The sequence below is a fragment of the Novosphingobium profundi genome (assembly GCF_018491765.1).
GTDB classification, from domain to species: Bacteria; Pseudomonadota; Alphaproteobacteria; order Sphingomonadales; family Sphingomonadaceae; genus Novosphingobium; species Novosphingobium profundi.
The window spans coordinates 94,657-113,660 of the sequence record NZ_JABWCU010000013.1; the positions used below are offsets into that span (position 1 = coordinate 94,657).

Annotated in this window: 20 protein-coding genes; 11 read left to right on the forward strand and 9 right to left on the reverse strand. The window is 68.4% G+C overall.

Annotated features, from left to right (window positions below):
- Nucleotides 1–243 precede the first annotated feature (243 nt).
- The 7 genes from HT136_RS15965 to HT136_RS15995 all read left to right on the forward strand — a co-directional run bounded on the left by HT136_RS15965 (nucleotide 244) and on the right by HT136_RS15995 (nucleotide 6,117).
- A complete protein-coding gene (locus HT136_RS15965) occupies nucleotides 244–720 on the forward strand; it encodes an EF-hand domain-containing protein (RefSeq protein WP_214200789.1) in 477 nt (158 codons plus the stop codon).
- Nucleotides 721–743: 23 nt separating this feature from the next.
- Nucleotides 744–1,556, forward strand: a complete 813-nt coding sequence (locus HT136_RS15970) for a sterol desaturase family protein (protein WP_214200790.1) — start codon at nucleotides 744–746, stop codon at nucleotides 1,554–1,556.
- A gap of 84 nt (nucleotides 1,557–1,640) precedes the next feature.
- Nucleotides 1,641–2,804 carry an aminotransferase class I/II-fold pyridoxal phosphate-dependent enzyme gene (locus tag HT136_RS15975; RefSeq protein WP_214200791.1) on the forward strand — a complete coding sequence of 388 codons (1,164 nt, stop codon included), beginning with the start codon at nucleotides 1,641–1,643 and terminating at the stop codon, nucleotides 2,802–2,804.
- A complete protein-coding gene (locus tag HT136_RS15980; protein ID WP_214200792.1) occupies nucleotides 2,801–3,421 on the forward strand; it encodes an alpha/beta fold hydrolase in 621 nt (206 codons plus the stop codon). Before HT136_RS15975 ends, HT136_RS15980 begins: the two co-directional genes overlap by 4 nt.
- Before the next feature lie 7 nt (nucleotides 3,422–3,428).
- On the forward strand, nucleotides 3,429–4,184 hold the full coding sequence (locus HT136_RS15985) for a methyltransferase (RefSeq protein WP_214200793.1): 756 nt from the start codon (nucleotides 3,429–3,431) through the stop codon (nucleotides 4,182–4,184).
- 32 nt (nucleotides 4,185–4,216) lie between these two features.
- Entirely contained in the window at nucleotides 4,217–4,864 is a 648-nt protein-coding gene (gene bioD, locus HT136_RS15990) for a dethiobiotin synthase (RefSeq protein WP_214200912.1), read from the forward strand.
- On the forward strand, nucleotides 4,861–6,117 hold the full coding sequence (locus HT136_RS15995; protein WP_214200794.1) for an adenosylmethionine--8-amino-7-oxononanoate transaminase: 1,257 nt from the start codon (nucleotides 4,861–4,863) through the stop codon (nucleotides 6,115–6,117). Before bioD ends, HT136_RS15995 begins: the two co-directional genes overlap by 4 nt.
- 82 nt (nucleotides 6,118–6,199) lie before the next feature.
- Here HT136_RS15995 and HT136_RS16000 read toward each other — a convergent pair whose 3' ends face one another.
- From HT136_RS16000 to HT136_RS16040, 9 genes are all read right to left on the reverse strand, one after another.
- Nucleotides 6,200–6,814, reverse strand: a complete 615-nt coding sequence (locus HT136_RS16000; RefSeq protein WP_214200795.1) for a fasciclin domain-containing protein — start codon at nucleotides 6,812–6,814, stop codon at nucleotides 6,200–6,202.
- A gap of 21 nt (nucleotides 6,815–6,835) precedes the next feature.
- Nucleotides 6,836–7,834 (reverse strand): hypothetical protein, encoded by a 999-nt coding sequence (locus HT136_RS16005; protein WP_214200796.1) that lies wholly within the window; start codon nucleotides 7,832–7,834, stop codon nucleotides 6,836–6,838.
- A gap of 163 nt (nucleotides 7,835–7,997) precedes the next feature.
- On the reverse strand, nucleotides 7,998–9,407 hold the full coding sequence (gene glnA / locus HT136_RS16010; protein ID WP_214200797.1) for a type I glutamate--ammonia ligase: 1,410 nt from the start codon (nucleotides 9,405–9,407) through the stop codon (nucleotides 7,998–8,000).
- Nucleotides 9,408–9,577: 170 nt separating this feature from the next.
- Nucleotides 9,578–9,916: a P-II family nitrogen regulator gene (locus HT136_RS16015; RefSeq protein WP_039392137.1), complete on the reverse strand. Its 339-nt coding sequence runs from the start codon at nucleotides 9,914–9,916 to the stop codon at nucleotides 9,578–9,580.
- A gap of 328 nt (nucleotides 9,917–10,244) precedes the next feature.
- On the reverse strand, nucleotides 10,245–11,168 hold the full coding sequence (gene argC / locus HT136_RS16020; protein ID WP_214200798.1) for an N-acetyl-gamma-glutamyl-phosphate reductase: 924 nt from the start codon (nucleotides 11,166–11,168) through the stop codon (nucleotides 10,245–10,247).
- Nucleotides 11,168–11,536: an SH3 domain-containing protein gene (locus HT136_RS16025; RefSeq protein ID WP_343222215.1), complete on the reverse strand. Its 369-nt coding sequence runs from the start codon at nucleotides 11,534–11,536 to the stop codon at nucleotides 11,168–11,170. The genes argC and HT136_RS16025 overlap by 1 nt, the downstream gene beginning before the upstream one ends.
- Before the next feature lie 248 nt (nucleotides 11,537–11,784).
- Entirely contained in the window at nucleotides 11,785–12,156 is a 372-nt protein-coding gene (locus HT136_RS16030; protein ID WP_214200799.1) for a hypothetical protein, read from the reverse strand.
- A 37-nt stretch (nucleotides 12,157–12,193) separates the two neighbouring features.
- Nucleotides 12,194–13,543, reverse strand: coding sequence for a hybrid sensor histidine kinase/response regulator (locus HT136_RS16035; protein ID WP_214200800.1), 1,350 nt, complete (start codon nucleotides 13,541–13,543; stop codon nucleotides 12,194–12,196).
- A 137-nt stretch (nucleotides 13,544–13,680) separates the two neighbouring features.
- Nucleotides 13,681–15,069, reverse strand: coding sequence for a leucyl aminopeptidase family protein (locus tag HT136_RS16040; RefSeq protein WP_214200801.1), 1,389 nt, complete (start codon nucleotides 15,067–15,069; stop codon nucleotides 13,681–13,683).
- A 173-nt stretch (nucleotides 15,070–15,242) separates the two neighbouring features.
- Here HT136_RS16040 and HT136_RS16045 point away from each other — a divergent pair, with 173 nt between their 5' ends.
- The 4 genes from HT136_RS16045 (at nucleotide 15,243) to miaB (ending at nucleotide 18,995) form a co-directional block, all read left to right on the forward strand.
- Nucleotides 15,243–16,097: a DUF4163 domain-containing protein gene (locus HT136_RS16045; protein ID WP_214200802.1), complete on the forward strand. Its 855-nt coding sequence runs from the start codon at nucleotides 15,243–15,245 to the stop codon at nucleotides 16,095–16,097.
- A gap of 42 nt (nucleotides 16,098–16,139) precedes the next feature.
- A complete protein-coding gene (gene map, locus HT136_RS16050; protein ID WP_214200803.1) occupies nucleotides 16,140–16,970 on the forward strand; it encodes a type I methionyl aminopeptidase in 831 nt (276 codons plus the stop codon).
- A gap of 47 nt (nucleotides 16,971–17,017) precedes the next feature.
- Nucleotides 17,018–17,584 (forward strand): nucleoside 2-deoxyribosyltransferase domain-containing protein, encoded by a 567-nt coding sequence (locus tag HT136_RS16055; protein WP_214200804.1) that lies wholly within the window; start codon nucleotides 17,018–17,020, stop codon nucleotides 17,582–17,584.
- Nucleotides 17,585–17,648: 64 nt separating this feature from the next.
- Nucleotides 17,649–18,995, forward strand: coding sequence for a tRNA (N6-isopentenyl adenosine(37)-C2)-methylthiotransferase MiaB (miaB, locus tag HT136_RS16060; protein ID WP_214200805.1), 1,347 nt, complete (start codon nucleotides 17,649–17,651; stop codon nucleotides 18,993–18,995).
- Nucleotides 18,996–19,004: the final 9 nt, after the last annotated feature.

A 19,004-nucleotide genomic window follows, 5' to 3' on the forward strand; every position in this document is an offset into this window, starting at 1 on the left:
TCATCCCCTGCCATCACCATCCGGTTTGGCGTCATCATGGCGATGCAGTGCCAGGCCACAACCGGGGCATGGGCGAAAGGGCCAGCGTCCCCGAGCCCAGCGCATCTCCCGACTGCCGAAGCGCGAGCCCACCTGGTCTCGCGCTTCGGTTCCCTCCGGCCGGATGGGCCTTCAACCCCAGCCCCCGATCCTCGGGTCCATCCGGCCCCATTTCGACATCTCGCCAAGGAAAGGCACCCGATCATGTCCGCCAAGCCCAACCCGCTTCCCTTCGCGCTCCTGCCGCTCACCGCGGCCTTCGCCGTCACCATCGCCGCCGCGTTCCCGACGGTTCCCGCGGCGGCCCAGCCCTCCGGGTTCGCGGGGGGCGAAAAGGCGCTCGAGCGCCTGCGTGCGGCCGATACCAACCACGACGGCTCGATCAGCCGCGCCGAGCTCATCGCCTCGCGCAAGGCCAACTGGCAGCGCATGGACCGCAACAAGGACGGCTATTTCACCAAGAACGACCTGCCCGGCATGATGCAAAGCCGCTGGGACGGCGACAAGCTCACCGCGCTGCGCACCGAGTTCGACGCCGACCACGACGGCCGCCTCAGCCGCAAGGAGTTCGTCGAGGGGCCCACCCTCGGTTTCGATATTGCCGACTCCAACCACGACGGCGCGGTCAGCAAGTCCGAAATGGACGCCCTCGCCGCGCGTATCCGCGCCCGCAAGGGCTGACGCCCGGGCACGGAGGACACGCCATGCGCCTTGCCCTGCAGCATCCCTGGATCCTGCTGATCGCGCTGGCGCTCGCCGGGGGCGAAATGCTCTGGCGGCGGCGCACGCGGGCCGACTACGACGCGGCCGGGGCTCTGGCCAGCCTCGGCGTCGCGCTGGTCCAGGCGGTGACCCGCCCGCTTGGCGGGATCATCCTCGGCCTCGCCTTCCTCAGCGCGGCCGCGCTCGCGCCGGTTCAGTTCCCCGTCGATGACGCCCGGACCTGGATCGCCGGGTTCTTCGCGGTGGAGCTCGCCTATTACGCCTTCCACCGCATGAGCCACACCACGCGCTGGCTCTGGGCGACCCACGCGGTGCACCATTCCGCGCAGCAATACATCCTGCCAAGCGCCGTGCGGCTGGGCTGGACCGAACTGGTCTCGCTGGGCTGGCTGTTCTTCCTGGCGCTAATCTTCCTGGGATTTCCCCCTTTGGTGGTCACGCTGCTGCTGGGCGCGAACCTGCTCTACCAGTTCCCGCTCCACACCGAGATGGTCGGACGGCTGGGTCCGCTCGAATGGATCTTCAACACCCCCGCGCACCACCGCGTGCACCACGCCAGCGAGGCCGAGTTCCTCGACTGCAACTTCGGCGGCGTTCTAATCGTGTGGGACCGCCTCTTCGGCACGTTCCGCAGCGCGCCGGACGGACGCACCTTGCGCTTCGGGCTCGTCACCCCGTGCGAATCGCATAACCCCTTGCGCATCGCCCTGTTCGAATGGCGCCGCCTCTTCGCCGACATGGCCCGCGCAAAGGGCCTCTCCGGCAAGCTCAGGATCGCGCTCGGACGCCCCTGAAGCGGCGCCATTGCCCTTTGCGCAACAGGAAGTTGCCCTTGCGCCATTGTCTCGCGGGCCCGCTTGCCATAACCGGCAGCGATCATGACACGGCTCGCCCCCTTCCTGCAGGCCGCGCTGGCCCGGATCGAGAGCGCCGGCCAGCGCCGGGTGCTGCGCCCCGCCGCGCTCGACGGCGCGGGGCGGATCACCCGCGAGGGTCGCCGCCTCGTCGATTTCTCGAGCAACGACTACCTCGGCCTCGCCCGCCACCCGCTCCTCGCCGCGCGCGCGGTGGAATGGACGCAGCGGCTCGGCACCAGCTCGGGCGCCTCCCGACTGGTCACCGGCACGAGCGCCGAGCAGATGGCGCTCGAGGCGCGCATCGCCCGCTTCAAGCACGCCGAGGCCGCGCTCGTCTTCGCCAGCGGCTGGCAGGCCAACGCAACGGTGATCCCCGCCCTGCTCGCCGCCGTGCCGGGCTGCGTGGTCTTCACCGACCGGCTGATCCACGCCTCGATGCACGCCGGGCTCGCCACCGCCGGGGTGCGGCAAGTGCGCTTCCGCCACAATGACCTTGACCATCTCGAGACGCTCCTGGCGAGCAAGGGCCACGATGCGCCTGCGCGCCTGATCCTCACCGAAAGCGTGTTCTCGATGGACGGCGACCGCGCCGACGTGGCCCGCCTCGCCGAAATCGCCGCGCGCCACGAGGCCGCGCTCTATGTCGACGAAGCGCACGCGACAGGCGTGCTGGGCCCCGGCGGCGCAGGGCTCTCGGCGCAGGTTCCGGGCGGCATCGACCTCATCATGGGCACCTTCAGCAAGGCGCTTGGCGGATTCGGGGCCTATGTCGCGGGCTCGCAGGTGCTGATCGATTATCTCGTCAACACCGCCAGCGGCTTCATCTTCACGACCGCGCCGCCGCCTGCGGTGCTGGGCGCGATCGACGCCGCGCTCGACCTCGTGCCCCAGATGGAGGCCGAGCGCGCGCATCTTGGCGCGCTCGGCGATCGCCTGCGCACCGGCCTTGCCCGCCTCGGCTTCGACCACGGCGCGTCGAGCACGCAGATCGTGCCCGCGCTGATCGGCCCTGAAGAGGATACCCTCGCGCTCTCGGCCCGGCTCGAGGCGGCGGGCTTCCTCGTTTCGGCGATCCGTCCGCCGACGGTTCCCCCCGGCTCGAGCCGTCTTCGCATCGCGCTGCGCGCCGCGCATTCGGCCGAGGACGTCGATGCCCTCCTCGCCGCGCTCGAGGCGCTGCGGTGAAGCTGCTCTTCCTCCACGGCTGGGGCTTCAACCGGCATTTCTGGGACCCGCTGCGCGCCGCGCTTGCCGAGCACGAGGGCCTTGCCGACGATCGCGGCTACTTCGGCGCACCGCTCGCCCCCGCGATCGAGGGCCCCTGCCTCGCGCTCGCGCACAGTTTCGGCACGATGCGCGTGCTGGCCGATCCGCCGCCCGGCCTCGTCGGCCTCGTCGCCTTCAACGGCTTCGACCGCTTCGGCGCGCACGACGGGCGCGCCGGCGTCCCGCTGCGCGTGATCGACCGCATGGCGCGCCGCCTCGGGCAGGATCCCGCAGCCGTCCTCGCCGAGTTCCGCCGGACCTGCGGCGCATCGGACGAATGTCCCCAACCCGATCAGGTACCTCTGGCCGCCGATCTCGCGCGCCTGCGCGACGAACGCGCGCCCATGCCCGAAGTGCCGCTCACGCTCGTACAGGGCGCGGCAGACCCGTTGCTGAGCGCGGAGATGCGCGAGGGCGCGTTTTCCGGCTGCGAGGCCCGGCGTCTCGTCCATCCCGGCGGACATCTTCTCCCGCGCGAAGATCCGGCGTTCTGCGCCGAGGTCGTGCGCGCGGCGCTGGCCACGCTACCGACGTGAGATGGCGATGATCGCACCGCGCGGCAAAGTCGAACGCGCCTTCGCGGGCGCCGAGCGCTACGAGGAGAACGCCCCTGTCCAGCGCGAGGTCGCCCGCGCGCTCGCGGCGCGGATCGCCGCGCTCAGCCTCCCCGCAGCGCCGCGCCTGCTCGAAATCGGTTGCGGTACCGGGTTCCTGACCTCGGCCCTGCTCGAGGCCGGCCTTCGCGGCGACTGGCTCGTCACCGATCTCTCTCCTGCCATGCTCGAACGCTGCCGGGCGCGCATCGGCGAGGCCCCGGGTCGTCGCTTTGCGCCGCTTGACGGCGAGCACGGCGATCCGGGCGAACGCGGCTTCGATCTCATCGTCTCGAGCCTTGCCATGCAGTGGTTCGACGCGGCGCCGACAGCGCTCGAACGCCTGCGCGGCTGGCTTGCGCCCGGCGGTCACCTGGTGGTGACGACGCTGGGGGCCGGGACGTTCGCCGAGTGGCGCGCCGCCCACGCCGCGCAGCGCCTCACCCCCGGCACCCCGCGTTTCCTTCCACCCGAGACCTTTGCGGCGCTCCCCCAGGCCCAAGTCTCGGTCGACGAACACCGCCAGCCCTTCGCCGATGCCCGCGCCTTCCTGCGCGCGGTCAAGGCGATCGGCGCGGGCACCGCCCATCCCGACCACGTCCCGCTTGCGCCTGCGGACCTGCGCGCAGTCATGGCGCAATTCGAAGGTAACGGGTCTACGGCCACATACGAGGTGGTCACCATCCACCTGACCAGCACGAGGTGAACCCCAGCATGCCCAACCCGAGCCTCGATGCGATGGCCCGCCGCACGATCGTCGTCACCGGCACCGACACCGAGATCGGCAAGACCGTCTTCGCCGCCGCGCTCGCCGGCGCGCTCAGCGCGCACTACTGGAAGCCGGTGCAGGCGGGCGTCGAACCGCACGAGACCTTCGGCGCGACCGATGCCGCGCGCGTGGGCAACCTCGCCGGCCTGGCGCCTGAGAAACTGCTGCCCGAAGCCTACCGCCTCGCCACCCCCTGCTCGCCGCACCTCGCCGCCGAGATCGACGGCGTGACGATCGATCCCGCCCGCCTTGCACTACCCGAGGTGGAAGGCCCGCTGGTGGTCGAGGGTGCGGGCGGCCTCCACGTGCCGATCTCGCGCAGCGAGACCTACGCCGACCAGTTCGTGCGCTGGGGCGCCCCCGTCGTCCTCGTCGCGCGCACGCAGCTTGGCACCATCAACCACGCGCTGCTCTCGCTCGAGGCGCTGCGTGCGCGCGGCCTGCGCGTGCTTGGCGTCGCCTTCGTGGGCGATGCGGTCGAGGACAGCGAGGCGATCGTCTGCGCGATGGGCAAGGTTAAACGTCTCGGCCGGTTGCCGCGCCTCGACCCGCTTACCCCCGAGGGCCTGCGCGCTGCCTTCGCGGCCCATTTCTCGCTGGAGGACTTTCGCGCATGAGCACCTCTTCGGTCTGGCACCCCTTCACCCAGCACGGCTTGAACGAGCCGATCCCCCGTGTCGAACGCGCCGAGGGCGCGCGGCTGCACCTTGCCGACGGGACCAGCGTGATCGACGCCATCTCGTCCTGGTGGGTGACCACGCATGGCCACTGCAATCCGCGCATCATGGCCGCGATCGCCGAGCAGGCGGGCAAGCTCGACCAGATGATCTTCGCGGGCTGGACCCATGGCCCCGCCGAAGAGGTGGCCGCGGCCTTGCGCGAAATCATGCCCGAGAGCCTGACGCGCGTGTTCTTCTCCGATTCGGGATCGACCAGTGTCGAGGTCGCGCTCAAGATGGCACTCGGCTACTGGCACTGGCAGGGCGCGGCGCGCAGCCGCATCCTCGTCATGGAGCATTCCTACCACGGCGACACCATCGGCGCGATGTCAGTGGGCGAACGCGGCGTGTTCAACCAGCCCTACGACCCGCTGCTGTTCGATGTCGGACGCATCCCCTTCCCCGCGCCGGGCGCCGAGCAGGCGACTTACGACGCGCTCGAGGCGCTGTGCCGTGCAGGCGATGCCGCCGCGCTCATCGTCGAGCCGCTGATCCTGGGCGCAGGCGGCATGCTGGTCTATCCCCCCGCCGTACTGGCCGAGATGCGCCGGATCTGCGCCGCGCACGAGGTGCTGTTCATCGCCGACGAGGTGATGACCGGATGGGGCCGCACCGGCACCCTGCTCGCCTGCGAGCAGGCCGGCGTCGTGCCCGACATCCTGTGCCTCTCCAAAGGCCTTACCGGCGGCGCGGTGCCGCTGGCCGTCACGATGGCGAGCGAGGCGATCTACGCGGCGCACCTCTCCACGGACCGCGCGCGGATGTTCTTCCATTCCTCGAGCTACACCGCCAACCCGCTCGCCTGCGCGGCGGCGGCGGCGAATCTCGCGATCTGGCGCGAGGAGCCGGTGCGCGAGCGCATCACAGCGCTCGCCGCAAGGCAGGCCGAATGGCTCGACAAGCTCGGACAGGTCTACCACTTCGACAACCCAAGGTCCCTCGGCACCATCGCCGCGCTCGATCTCAAGAGCGGCGAGGCGACCGGCTACCTCAACGACCTGGCCCCGCGCCTCATGGCCTTCTTCCGCGAACGCGGCGTCCTGCTGCGCCCGCTCGGCAACACCGTCTACGTCATGCCGCCCTTCGCGATCACCGAGGACGAACTGGCCCAGGTCTGGGACGCGATCGGCGAGGCCGTGCTCAGCTTCTGAGGCGTTTGCAGAGCGGACACCAAGAGCCCCCGAGGGACCGGGGTCCGACGGGGGCTCGTGACTTCGGCTTGACGGTAAAGCCTCAGGAGACGTCGCGCAGCAACCCGCTCACGGGGATCGCCACGCTTTCGCCGCCCGCCAGCGCGGCGCCGTCGAAGGTCGCCTTGGCGCCATCGGGCGAGGCGACCGTGATCGTGTCGCCCGACTTTGTGAAGGTGAGCTCGTCGCCCGAAAGGCTGGGCATCTTCACTTCACCGTCCTTGCTGGCCTCGATCGCCGCACCGATGTCCTGCGGGGTGACGTAGCCGGTCAGCATGTGCTGCTTGAGCAGCGCGGCCATCGCGGCGTTGTCCGAACCGTCGGTCAGCGACTTTCCGGCATCGCCGAGGTCCGCAAAGGTCGCGTCCTCGGGCGCCAGCAAGGTGTAGCTGCCCTTGCCCGAGAAGACACTGGCGAGCCCGGTGTCCTTGAGCGCCTGCGCAACCGTCTGCAGCCCATCGGCATTGGCCAGCTGGTCCTCGAGCGAGGTCTTTTCGGGCACCAGCAGGTCGGCTGAAGCTTGCGCCGCACCGGTACTGGCATCGCCGCTGGGCGTCTTGCCCGAGCAGGCGGCCAGCGCCATGGCCGAAGCCGCCGCCAGCACCAGTCCTGCGCGGCGCACTGGAAGCGTGCGCAATCCCTTGGAAAATGTAAGCATGGATCAGGTTTCCTTCCGGGTTCAGACGAGCAGTTCGATCGCCGCCTGGACGAGGCGCGTGGTCGGATCGAGCTGGTAGATGTACCCGTCGCTGTAGCGATAATAGGCATCGTCGCTGTCGTAGTACTGGTCGCGATAGCCGTAGGGCACGTTGTAGATGTCATAGCCCGAGGGCATCGGCTGACCGACGACGATGTCGTTGCCGACCAGCACCGCCGCAACCGAATCGATCCGCGAGCTGCCCGGCTCGACGCGGTAGATCGTGTCGCCGTAATAGCGGTACGAATCCGAACCACCCAGACCGTAGTAGCTGTCATAGTACGAGGGCAGCGCCACGCTCTGGTAATTGCCCGGCCAGGTGTTGCCGATGGCGAGTGCACCGGCCAGCAGCGGCACGTAGCTCAGGATCGAGTTGCTCGAACTCGTGCGCACCATGTAGCCATCGACATAGCGATAGTTGTAGTCGCGGTTGTAGTCGTTCCAGTACCAGTCCGGGCGTGACCAGTTGCGCGTGGGTGCGCGCGCGAGCCCCGGCGGGGTGCAGCCGTTGTACTTCTTGGCAAGGCCCGGCGGGCAGCCGTCGTAGCTCACACGGCGCGTAACCCGGCGCCAATCGTTGTCACGCCGCGTGGTCACGACCCGCACGCGATCGTTGGTGGGAACGAAGACCTTGTGGCCGCTCGGACCGCTGTAGCTTACCCGGCGGATATCCTGGCGCGGCTCGCGGTGCGCGACGTAACGCTGGGCGCGCCGCTTCTGCGCGGCCTGTGCCTGACGCTGCTGCTGCTGCTGCTGCTGCCGCTGGGCCTGCTGCCGCTGGGCCTGCTGACGCTGGGCCTGCTGATGCTGCGCCTGCTGCTGCTTCTGGCTATTGCCAGGCTTCGCGTTGCCGTGGGCCTCAGAGTTACCCTTGTGTTCGCTATTGCCATGGCCATTGCCACCGGGCTGGGCGGAGGCGGCACCGGCGACGAGCGCAATGCTCGCGACCGTTGCGGCTAGAATCGTTTGCGTCGAACGCATGGAATTCTCCTTTCGGGGAGGTTCAACGCGGGCGCTTGCCCCCCGTTCCCCGGAAAAATTCCTCAAATTGTAACGAAAAGGGCGCCGGGATTGCTCCCGGCGCCCCACTCGGCGAACCGATTTCGGCCCTCCGCAAGGAGGACGATGCACTAAAGCGGGCCGATCAGGCGCTGTAGTACATGTCGAATTCAACGGCCGAAGGCGTGGTTTCCCAACGCAGCACTTCGGGCCACTTGAGTTCGAGGTAGGCTTCGATCTGGTCTTCGGTGAAGACGTCGCCTTCCAGAAGGAACGCGTGATCGGCCTGGAGCGATTCCAGAGCCTCGCGCAGCGAGCCGCACACGGTGGGAACTTCGGCGAGCTCTGCCGGCGGCAGGTCGTAGAGGTTCTTGTCCATGGCTTCGCCGGGGTGGATCTTGTTCTTGATGCCGTCGAGGCCGGCCATCAGCAGCGCCGAGTAGCACAGGTAGGGGTTGGCCATCGCGTCGGGGAAGCGGAATTCCACGCGCTTCGCCTTGGTGCCGGCACCGTAGGGAATGCGGCACGAGGCCGAACGGTTGCGCGCCGAGTAGGCGAGCAGAACCGGAGCTTCGTAACCCGGGACCAGGCGCTTGTAGCTGTTGGTGGTCGGGTTGGTGAAGGCGTTGAGCGCCTTGGCGTGCTTGATGACGCCGCCGATGAAGTAGAGGCAGGTCTCCGAGAGGCCGGCGTAGCCGTTGCCCGCGAAAGTGTTGTCACCCTCGTTCCAGATCGAAATATGCGTGTGCATACCCGAGCCGTTGTCCTTCATGATCGGCTTGGGCATGAAGGTCGCCGTCTTGCCGTAGGCCTGCGCGACCATCATGACGACATACTTGTAGATCTGCATGCGGTCGGCGGTGGTGGTCAGCGTGCCGAAGGTCAGGCCGAGTTCGTGCTGGGCCGCGGCCACTTCGTGGTGGTGCTTGTCGCAGGGCAGGCCCATTTCGAGCATGGTGGTGACCATCTCGGCGCGGATGTCGGTGCAGCTGTCGACCGGCGCGACGGGGAAGTAGCCGCCCTTGGCGCGCGGACGGTGCGCGAGGTTGCCGGTGTCGTACGACTTGCCGGTGTTGGTCGGCAGTTCGACGTCGTCGATCTTGAAGCCGTTGCCGTCGTAACCGTCGTAGAAGGTCACGTCGTCGAACATGAAGAACTCGGCTTCGGGGCCGACGAACACGGTGTCGCCGAAACCGGCCGACTTGACGAACGACTCGGCGCGCTTCGCGGTCGAGCGCGGGTCACGTGCGTAGAGTTCGCCGGTCGAGGGCTCGACGATGTCGCAGAACAGGATCAGCATCGGGGTGGCCGAGAACGGATCGACGTAGACGGCCTCGAGGTCGGGCTTGAGGATCATGTCCGACTCGTTGATCGTCTTCCAGCCCTCGATCGAGGAGCCGTCGAACATCAGGCCGTCTTCGAGCTCGTCTTCACCCAGGACGCCCGCGCACATGGTGAGGTGCTGCCACTTGCCCTTGGGATCGGTGAAGCGAAGATCGACCCATTCGATCTCCTCGTCCTTGATCTTGGCAAGGACGTCCTTTGCAGTAGCCATATGTGTGGTTCTCCAAACTTACTTTTCCGGTCCTCGGAAAAGACCTGGGGGTGGATTTGTCGGGGAACGCATCCGGCCCCCTGCCGGTAGGTTCCCGTTGTCAGGCCGGCTTCCCGGCCAAAAATCGCCTTGGTTTCCAGCGCCGCGGCACCGAAGCCGGCGACGGGCGCTCAGAGAGCCTCGTCGTCGCGCTCGCCCGTGCGAATACGGATCGCGGTCTCGACAGGGACCACGAAAATCTTGCCGTCGCCGATCCGGCCGGTCTGTGCCGCATCGGCAATGGCCTCAACCACGCGCTCGGCAAGAGTATCCGAAACGACGACTTCCAGCTTCACCTTGGGCAGGAAATCGACGACGTACTCCGCGCCGCGATAAAGCTCGGTATGCCCCTTCTGCCGACCGAAGCCCTTGGCCTCCGTCACGGTGATCCCGGACACGCCCACTTCGTGCAGCGCCTCCTTGACCTCGTCGAGCTTGAAGGGCTTGATGATAGCTTCGATCTTCTTCACGCCTGACTGGACCTTTTTCTTTTCGCCCGGACTGCACTTGCGAGGGGGGCGTCCGGAAACCGGATCCCTCGCGCCCGAATCCTAACAGGTTTCGGGCCATTGGAAACCGTTCCTTGGTAGGCGAAGTGCGCAGGCGCGAAAAGACCGGATTTGCAAGATTTACCCTCTTTCGCCCGGTTTTTCGCAATGTTTTATCGGCGGGGAAGGCAATTTCGTGCGCAAGTTTCAGGCAGGCCTGCCTGAAAAATGTGCAACTGCACACGGGCGTGGCCCGCACGCCCGTCCGGGGCCTGGCGGCGGCGCTAGATGCGTCGTCGCCGCCCGAAGATCACAGGCGCAGGCCCGCCGTCTCGTCGAGGCCGGCCATGATGTTGAGGTTCTGCACCGCGGCGCCGCTTGCCCCTTTGCCCAGGTTGTCGAGCACGGCGGCCATACGCGCCTGGGCGCCGTCCGCCGCGCCCACGACGCGCAAGGTAAGGCCGTCGTTGGGCTCCATCGAACGCAGCAGCAGCAGTTCCCCGGGCGCATCGGGCGCAACGGTGACGATCGGGCTGCCGGCGTAGAATTCGGCGAGCGCCGCGCGCAGTTCGTCCGCGCTGCCCGCCTTGTCCATGAGCGCGAGGTGCAGCGGCACCTCGACCAGCATGCCGCGATGCGCGGGCACCACGGCGGGTGCGAAGATCGGATCGTGCGCAAGCCCTGCGTGCGTCTTCATCTCGGGCACGTGCTTGTGGCCCATCGCCAGGCCATAGGCGCGGTAGGCGATGTCGGGCTCGGCCTCGAAGCGCGCGATCAGCGCCTTGCCGCCGCCCGAATAGCCCGAGACCGCGTGGCACACGTAAGGCCAGTCGGCCGGGAGCAGCCCGGCGCGCACCAGCGGCGCGACAAGACCCAGGAAGCCGGTGGGATAGCAGCCCGGATTGCTGACGAAGCGCGCACCCGCGATCGCCTCGTGGCCGATCACCTCGGCAAAACCATAAGTCCAGCCCGGCGCGGTGCGATGCGCCGAAGAGGCGTCGATCACGCGCGTGGTGTCGTTGCGGATCATGCCGACGGCCGCCTTGGCGGCCTCGTCAGGCAGGCACAGGATCACGAAATCGGCCGCGTTGAGCGCCTCGGCGCGCGCGGCGTCGTCCTTGCGGCGATCCTCGCCCAGCGTGATCAGTTCGAATTCAGGGCGCGTGGCCAGCCGGTCGGCGATTTCCAGGCCCGTCGTTCCCGCCGCGCCGTCGATGAAGACCGTGCTTGCCATCAGTCGCTTGCTCCTGCCTGCGGCGCGTCAATCGCGCCCAGGTGCATGTATCCGACGAACCCGTCCTCGCCGAGCTGCCCCCAGGCCCATTCGCCCGCGATGTCGAGAACGTTGTAAACCTCGCCGGCGCCCGGTTCGGCAAGAACCTCGGCTTCGCGCGAGGAGGCCGCCTGGAGACGCGCCCCTGCCTTGACCGTATAGGCGATCGGCACCGCGTAGTGCGGCACGAAGCAGCGCCCCGCCAGCTTGATATGCGCCAGGTCCCCGCGAAGGGGCAGGCGGCGCGGATCAGCGGCGATGGAAGGGCCGGTCATTGCCAGCATGCCCTCGATCGAGAAGGGGCGGGTGTAGGAATCGTCGTTCGTCAAGTGCAGGCCATCGGTGAAACGGAAGATTGGCGCGCTTATCCCGCTCATCGCAATTACGCAAGTTTAACGGGGAGGGTGCGCCGCCTTGCAGTGCCTGCGCCCCCGCTGCCGCCCACGCTCGTACCGCCGATGACCATTCGCGCACCTCCCTGTCCGTCCTGCAGGCAAGACTAGGCCGGGACACGCGCCAGGGCCACCGGAAACGCGACCATTTCGACCGCGCCCGATGCCCGGAACGGATGGCTGGATCAGATCGCGAGCTGGCCTTCGACCGCGCGCAGCTTGATGCGCGCCAGCGCGAGGTTCGCCTGCTGGCGGTCGAGCAGGAGGTAGGCGAACAGGCCCATGCCCGAATCGTCGGTCAGCGGGCGGATCAGCTGGTAGTGGCCCGCGAGCGTGATCAGCATGTCCTCCATCGGGTCCTCGAGCTTGAGCAGCGCGAGCACGTTGAGCTGCGCGCGCACCACCTCGCTTGCCCCCGCTGCGGCGAGATCGAGATCGCCGCCGTCGCGCATCTCGCCAACGGTGGCGATCGTCATGCCGCTGGCGCTGTCGACGATGGCGGCGGCGAGCGCGCCGTTGATGGTCATGAGTTCGGCAAGCTTGGTTTCGAAATCCATCGGTCCTGGTCCTTCCAGATGTCGGGGGCGCGGCGGCTCAGGCCGCGATCAGGTTGAGCGAGAGAATCTGGTCGAGGCGCTGTTGCAGCTGCGCGCTCTCGAAGGCGACGACTTCGCCCGCGAAGGCGCCAGCCGTCTCGTGCAGGCCCGCCAGTTCGCCGACGAGCGCGGCAAGGCCCGCATCGAGCACCGGCAGCAGCGCCTCCATCTCGTGACGCACCTCCGACTTTTCGACGAGGGCGCGCCACTTGCGCAGGAGCAGCGTGGTGACGGTGAGCGCGCTTTCCGCCGCCTTGATCCGCGCGGCGAGGCGCGCGGCCTGCTCGCGGTCGACATCGAGACTGGCGTGCATCGCGTCGATACCGTTTTCGAGCGCCTGGACCAGCGCCTGGGTGGCGCTGTTGGCCGCCGCCGCCGCCTCGCGTCCGTCGATCGTGGCGATGGCGAAGCGGCACACCGATTCGGCCTGGAGCTGCGCGATGCTGACCGCAAAGCGCAAGCCATGGCGCAAGCCACACGTCTCTTCGACCGCCTCGCGCAGGCCCTTCAGCGTCTCGGCCATCTTGCGGCACTGCTCTTCGAGCGCGGGCGCGGCGCGCGCGACGTGCGGCTCCACCGCGCGGTTGCCCGAAACGACGAAGCGCGCATTGGCGACCGCCTCCTCAAGCCGGTCGAGCGCGCGCTGCGCGGCATCGACGCGCCGCTCGAGCGCGGCGGCCAGATGGTCCGACGCGGCGAGGGCTCCGGCCAGCTCGCGCACTTGCGCTTCGATCGCGGTCCCGGTGGCGAGCAGTGCCCCGGCAGTGCCCGCCGCTTGGGGCCGCTCGGGAATGCGCACGCCCGCTTCCTGGCGCAGTTCCAGCTCGCGCGGCAGGAAGGCGTGCATGAAGGCCTCGTAGCTGCCGAAGCCCAGCTTCGCGAGTTCGGCCAGGATCACCTCCTCGCCGATCCGCGCGGCGCGCCCGGCGCTCTCGCCCCCGGCCATGGCCGCATCCTCGGCCTCGCGCGCGGCTTCGTAGACGCTGAGCACGGTGTCGCGCATGCCCAAATCAATGGGGCGGCTGCGCACCGAGATATAACCCTTGCCGAGCGGCGAGACGGTGGCGAGCGCCCAGTAGCTGCTGCCATCGCCCGCAAGATTGAAGACGTAGCCGCTGAAGGCGCGCCGCGCGCCGATGGTCTCCCACATCAGGCGGAACACGCCGCCGGGCATGTCGGGATGACGGATGCAGTTGTGCGGCGCACCGATCAGCTCGCCGCGCCCGAACCGCGCCATCGTGACGAAGACTTCGTTGACCTGTTCGATCACCCCCTTGGCGTCGGTGGTCGAGAAGAACAGGTCGTCGAGAGCGACTTCGTGGAAGGCGCCGGTCGGTTCGCGTTTCATGGGCTGCTCCTGATCCCGGGATGTTCGTCCACCCGGGATTAGGCGCAAGATCTGCCGCAGGGCTTTGATCGGGAACAACTAACGCGGCGATAACCGCACCCCGAAAGCCCTTCTAAACCACGATCGAAAAGCCCTCGTCAGGCACCACCATAGCGCTTCTGGAGCATGTGCCAGGCCGCGCGCAGCCCCAGCGCGGCGCCACCCTTGGTCCGCCCCGGCTTGGCCGAGGGCCGCCAGGCGAACGTGTCGAAGTGCGCCCAGTCGGTGCCCTTGGGCACGAAGCGGTCGAGGAACAGAGCGGCCGTGCACGCACCGGCAAAGCCGCCGGTCCCGGCGTTGTTGATGTCGGCGATGTCGGACTTCAGGTATTCGCGGTAACCCTCGTAGAGCGGCAGGCGCCAGCAGGCATCGTCGCTGGCCTCACCGGCCTCGAGCAGGGCCGCGGCGGTCGCGTCCTCGCGGGCGAAGAGCGCGGGCAGGTCGGGGCCGAGCGCCACACGTGCGGCGCCCGTCAGCGTCGCGAAGTCGAGGATCAGCTCGGGCGCGTTCTCGCCCGCACGCGCCAGCGCGTCGCCCAGGATCAAGCGGCCCTCGGCGTCGGTGTTGCCGATCTCGACCGAGATCCCTGCGCGCGACCTGAGGATGTCGCCGGGGCGGAAGGCATTGCCCGAAATGGCGTTTTCGACCGTGGGGACGAGGAGATGCAGCCGCACCGGGAGCCTCGCCTCCATGACCAGCCGGGCGAGCGCGAGGGCGTGCGCCGCGCCGCCCATGTCCTTCTTCATGAGCAGCATGCCCGCGCTCGGCTTCACGTCGAGACCGCCCGAATCGAAGCACACGCCCTTGCCCACGATGGCGATGCGCGGGTGCTTGGGATCGCCCCATTCGAGCTCGACCATGCGCGGCGCGTGAGCGCGCGAGGCCGCCCGGCCGACCGCATGGACCATCGGAAACTCGTGCTCGAGCGTGTCGCCGCGCGTCACGCGAATCTCGGTGCGGAAGGCCTTGTGCAGGCTCTCGGCCTCGGCCTCGATCTGCGCGGGGCCCATGTCCTCGGCGGGGGTGTTGACGAGGTCGCGCACGAACATCGCCGCCTCGGCCTCGGCGGTGATCGCCGCGATCGCCTTGACCTCACCGGTCAGGAGCACGCGCGGGGTGTCCTCGGCGGGATCGGACAGGTAGCGATCGAAGCGGTACTGGCCGGTGATCCAGCCGAACATCGCCGCCCCCGGCTCGCCGCCAATGCGGCGGTAGGTGCCACCCGGCAGCTTCTCGGCAAGCTTGGCCATGCACCAGCTCGAGAGGTTGGCGGCATCCGCCACGCCCGAAACCACCGCCCAGCTCTCGCCATCGGGGATTACCGCGTAGTCGTAGCCTTCGGCCTCGAAGCGGTGCGCGTCGAGGGCGGTGCGCTGCGCGGCATTGAGCCCCTTGCGGAAGGCCTCGAGCCCGTCCTTGTCGACGAGGTGGATGGAGATGGCGCTCTGGCCACGATCGGGCTGGATCACTGCGTTCTTGTCGCTCATGCTCCCTCTCTAGACCTGCGCGGGGCCAAAGGGCAATTGCCGAGCGGGCCGCCCGCCTTGCACGCCGCGACGCATGTCCGCAGGATGCGGGCTGGATTATCCCGCGCACCTCCTTCATGGTCGTCTTTCAAGACCTTGCATCCGGCGGGGCCAACGGGAGAACGATACCGGTCATGCGCATTTTCCTCGTCTCCAGCGCTGTTGCGGGGCTCGCCCTGCTCGTTTCGGGATGTAGCGACAAGGCCCCGTCGCAATCCGCGAGCCCATCGGCAAGCGGGGCGCAGGACACCCGCGTGCCGAGCGCCCCGGATGCCAATGCACCGAGCGAGGCGCCCTCGGCCGAGGCCAGCGAGGCTCCGCCCGCCGACCTCTCGGTCGACGTCTCGAACGACACGTATGAATTCCAGTTCGCCTACCCCGCCAAGGCCGCTGCGATCCCGGGGCTGCGCAGTTGGTTCGAGACACGGCGGCGCACCGCGCGCAAGGAGCTCGAAGCCTCGGCGAGCCAGGACAAGCAGGCGGCGGCCGCGCAGGACTTTCCCTACCACGCCCACGTCTACAGCGCCGACTGGCAGGTGGTGACCGACCTGCCCGAATGGCTCTCGCTTTCCTCCGAGATCTACACCTACACCGGCGGCGCGCACGGCATGAGCAGCTTCGACGGCCGCTTGTGGAACCGCGGCACCGACGCGATGCTGAAGGCCGCCGATCTCTTCACTAGCGAGGATGCCTTTTCCTCCGCGGTGCGCGCGCGCTTCTGCAAGGCGCTCGACGCGCAGCGCGTCAAGCGCCGGGGCGCGGCGCTGGTGCCGGGCGACATCTTCTCCGAATGCATCGAGCCCGCGCGCCAGACCGTCCTGCTCGGCTCCTCGAACGGCAAGACCTTCGACCGCATCGGCTTCGAGATCGCCCCCTACGAGGCCGGGCCCTATGCCGAAGGCAGCTACGAGATCACGCTGCCCGTCGACGCGGCGGTGATGCGCGCACTCAAGCCGCAGTACCGCAACAGTTTTTCGATTCCAGGCTGAGAGCCGCTCGCATTTTGCGGGCAATATCGCTATGTCGGGCCCATGACCGAATACCAGACAGTCGAAGCCGACGACACTACCGTCCTGCGCGACGGGACCATCAAGCTGCACGGACCCGAAGCCTTCGAAGGCATGCGCAAGGCCGGGCGCCTTGCCACGCAGATCCTTGACGAGATCGCGCCGATGGTGCGGCCGGGCGTGACCACCGCCGCGCTCGACGACAAAGTGCGCGAGATGACGCTCGATGGCGGCGCGGTCCCCGCGACGCTGGGCTACCGGGGCTACGCGCACTCGTGCTGCATCTCGATCAACCACGTCGTGTGCCACGGCATCCCCTCCGAGAAGACGCTCAAGGACGGCGACATTCTCAACATCGACGTGACCCCGCTGCTCGACGGCTGGCACGGCGATTCGAGCCGCATGTATTTCGCGGGCGAACCCTCGCTCAAGGCGCGCCGCCTCGTCGACGTGACTTACGAATGCCTGATGATCGGGATCGAGCAGGCCAAGCCCGGCAACCGCATCGGCGACATCGGCGCCGCGATCCAGAAGCACGCCGAACAGTACCGCTACGGCGTCGTGCGCGAATTCTGCGGGCATGGCCTCGGCCGCCTGTTCCACGACGCCCCCGAAGTCGTCCACGCCGCGCGCGCGGGTACCGGCGCGCTGATCAAGCCGGGCATGTTCTTCACCATCGAGCCGATGATCAACCTCGGCAAGCCGCCGGTGAAGCTGCTTTCCGACGGCTGGACGGCGGTGACCCGCGACAAGTCGCTCTCGGCCCAGTTCGAGCACTCGATCGGCATCACCGAAGACGGCTGCGAGATCTTCACGCTCAGCCCCAAAGGCCAGCACCAACCGCCTTACGCGTGAGGCGCGGCCCTGCAAGGCCGCCTCTCAGCCCACCCGAAAGCGCGCGCATGTCGATAAGACCATTCCGGGCCGCAGCCACGTTGCAGGCTGTCGCGCTGGCCTGCGCCGTAGCGTATCCCGCCGCGGCCGCCACCGTCGTCACTTCGCCCGCTGCGCTGCCCGCCGACCATGCCGCGCCCCGCCTGTTCCTGGGCGGCAGCATCGACATGGGCCATGCGCCCGACTGGCAAAAGCAGATGATCGCCGATCTCGCCGACGAGGATGTGGTGATCCTCAACCCACGCCGGCCCGACTGGGACCCGGCCTGGCGCCCCGAAGCCGACGAGCCCGAATTCCGCCGCCAGGTTGAATGGGAACTTGCCGCACTCGACAGCGCCGACGTGATCGTCCTCTACCTCGCGCCCGGCACGCAGAGCCCGGTCAGCCTGCTCGAGATGGGCCTGCACGCGCACGACGGCAAGCTCATCGTGCTCTGCCCCGAAGGCTACTGGCGCAAGGGCAATGTCGACATCACCGCGAAGCGCTATGGAATCGAGCAGGTTGCCGACATGAAGGAGCTTCTCGCCGCGACGCGCGCGCGTCTTGCCGCGCTCGCCCGCCCCGCGAAGCGCTGAGCCCCGAGGGTCGGCCGCCACGCGCCCCCTTCAAAATCGGCGCAAAGCCGTGTAACGGCGCGCCATGTCGACACCAGCCCCCACTTCCGCGAATCCGAAGACCTACCGGGTCAAGAGCTTCGGCTGCCAGATGAACGTCTACGACGGCGAGCGCATGGCCGAACTGCTTGCCGAGCAGGGCATCACGCCCGCGCCCGAGGGCGAGGAGGCGGACCTGGTCGTGCTCAACACCTGCCACATCCGCGAAAAGGCGGCGGAAAAGGTCTATTCCGACATCGGCCGCCTGCGCCGCGAGGACGGCACCTCGCCGCTGATCGCGGTCGCGGGCTGCGTCGCGCAGGCCGAAGGCGAGGAGATCATGGCGCGCGCACCGGCGGTGAAGATGGTCGTCGGCCCGCAGGCCTACCACCGCCTGCCCGACATGGTGAAGGCGGCGAGCGAAGGCCGCCGCACGACCGACACCGACATGCCCGCCGAAACCAAGTTCGACGCGCTCCCGCGCCGCCGCCGCTCGGGGCCAAGCGCGTTCCTGACGGTGCAGGAAGGCTGCGACAAGTTCTGCACCTATTGCGTCGTGCCCTATACCCGCGGCGCCGAAATCTCGCGCCCTTACGCCGACCTCGTCGACGAGGCCAAGCGCCTCGTCGAGGCGGGCGCGCGCGAGATCACGCTGCTTGGCCAGAACGTCAACGCGTGGGAAGGGACGAACGCCAGGGGGCAGAGCCTCGGGCTCGACGGGCTGATCCGCGAACTCGCCGAGATCCCCGAGCTCGCGCGCATCCGCTACACCACCAGCCATCCCAACGACATGACCCCGGGCCTGATCGCGGCGCATGGCGAAGTCGCCAAGCTGATGCCCTTCCTGCACCTTCCGGTGCAGTCCGGCTCGGACCGGGTGCTGAAGGCGATGAACCGCGCGCACCAGGTCGAGAAGTACCTCAAAATCCTCGAAGACGTGCGCAAGGCCCGCCCCGACATCGCGCTCTCGGGCGACTTCATCGTCGGCTTCCCCGGCGAGACCCAGGCCGAGTTCGAGGAAACCCTGAAGCTCGTCGACGCGGTCGGCTATGCGCAGTGCTTCAGCTTCAAGTATTCGCCCCGCCCGGGCACGCCGGCCGCCACGATGGGCGAGCAGATCCCGATGGCGGTGATGGACGAACGCCTGAAACGCCTGCAGGACGCGCTCAACCGCGACCAGTACGCCTTCAACACGGCCAGTGTCGGCAAGACCTGCCAGGTCCTCGTCGAACGCCGTGGCAAGCACCCGGGGCAGTGGCTCGGCAAGTCGCCCTGGCTCCAGTCGGTCCACTTCACCGGCGACGTCGCGGTGGGCGACGTCGTCACCGTCGAACTGGTCGAGGCCGGGCCCAACTCGATCGCCGGCGCGCTCAAGGTTCCCGCGACGGCCTGACCTTCGCAC